This is a genomic window from Amycolatopsis sp. SID8362 (assembly GCF_010550475.1).
Lineage (GTDB): Bacteria > Actinomycetota > Actinomycetes > Mycobacteriales > Pseudonocardiaceae > Amycolatopsis > Amycolatopsis eburnea.
This window is the reverse complement of the sequence record NZ_JAAGNB010001189.1, coordinates 1-1,260: the sequence shown is the minus strand read 5'-3', so window position 1 is coordinate 1,260 and position 1,260 is coordinate 1. Positions and strand designations below refer to the sequence as shown.

Below are 1,260 nucleotides of genomic sequence, written 5' to 3'. Positions count from 1 at the left end.
CACGGCGTGGCGCACCGGGTCGCCCTGCCACCCGCCCGCCACGACCGGCTCGGCGACCACCGCGTCCTGGTCCTCGACGACCACCCGCTCATCCCGACGTCGGCGGCGGTACGGGCGGGCGTGCACCGCGTGGCGGCCGCGCTCGAGGACGGCGGCGCCCGCGTCGAGCACCACAGCGCGCTGCTGCCCGACCTGGCCGAGGCGGCGACGCTCTACATGCAGCTGCTGATCTCGGGCTCGATCAGGCGGTTCCCGATCGAATCCCTGGAGCGCCTCCAGGCCCGCGCCACCGGCCTGGACGCCGTGCGGCTGCGCGCGATGGCGTTCAGCCACAGCGACTGGCTGGAGGCGGACAACCACCGCCAACTCCACCGCCAAGCCTGGCGGCAGCTGTTCACCGAGTTCGACGCGGTGGTGTGCCCGATCACCCCGACGCCGGCCTTCCCGCACGACCACCACCCCAACCCGATGGAACGCCACATCACCATCGACGGCGCGGAGTACCCGTACTTCGACCAGCTCGTGTGGGCCGGCCTGGCGACGATGCCCGGCCTGCCCGCGACCGCGATCCCGGCGGGCCTTTCTCCGGAGGGGCTGCCGGTCGGTGTGCAGGTCGTCGGCCCGATGTTCGAGGACCGCACCCCGTTGCGGTTGGCCGAGTTGTTGGAGGAGAGGATCGGCGGCTTTCAGGCGCCGAAGCTGGCTGTTCGGGCTGGGGGATAGGCGCCCCGGCCTGCTCGACACCGCGGTCCCTGCGGGCGTCTTCAGCTCGTCGGCCCGATCTTCGGGGGCCCGCACCCCGCTGCGGCCGGAGCAGCGGATCGGCAGCTTCCAGGCGCTGAAGTCGGCCGTTCGAACGGGGGCCGGTGCCCGTCACCCCGCGCGGCGGCTGGCGGAGAGGATCGGCGGCTGCCAAGCGCCGATGCCGGCCGTTCGAACCGCGGGCCGGCTACAGCGCGAGCATCGCCGCCGCGACCTCGTCTGCGGCCGCATCCGGGATGGTGGTCGCGGCTTCCTTGAGCACGAGCAGCCGCGCGCCGGGGATCTCCCGCGCGAGGGCCTCGCCGTTGCCGAGCGGGAAGAACGGGTCGTGGCGGCCGTGCACCACGAGCGCCGGCAGCGCGAGCCCGGGCAGGCGCTCGCGCCAGCGGGGACGGCAGTCGAGCCGGGAGAACACCATGCCCACCTGGTTCGCCAGCTGGACCGCCGGCTCGGTACTCGGCGTCCGGTCGAAGACGCGCCCGGCCCTCGCGCGGGCCG

General features: G+C 74.4%; 2 protein-coding genes. One reads left to right on the top strand and one right to left on the bottom strand.

The features are described from left to right. Positions 1-723, top strand: a 723-nt coding sequence (locus tag G3I65_RS36990; protein ID WP_240924604.1) for an amidase family protein, incomplete at its 5' end; no start/stop codon positions are given. Positions 724-949: 226 nt separating this feature from the next. On the opposite strand, the gene G3I65_RS36985 is transcribed toward G3I65_RS36990, so the two are convergent. Further along, positions 950-1,260: alpha/beta fold hydrolase (locus G3I65_RS36985; protein WP_160700210.1), on the bottom strand; the 311-nt coding region annotated here is incomplete at its 5' end.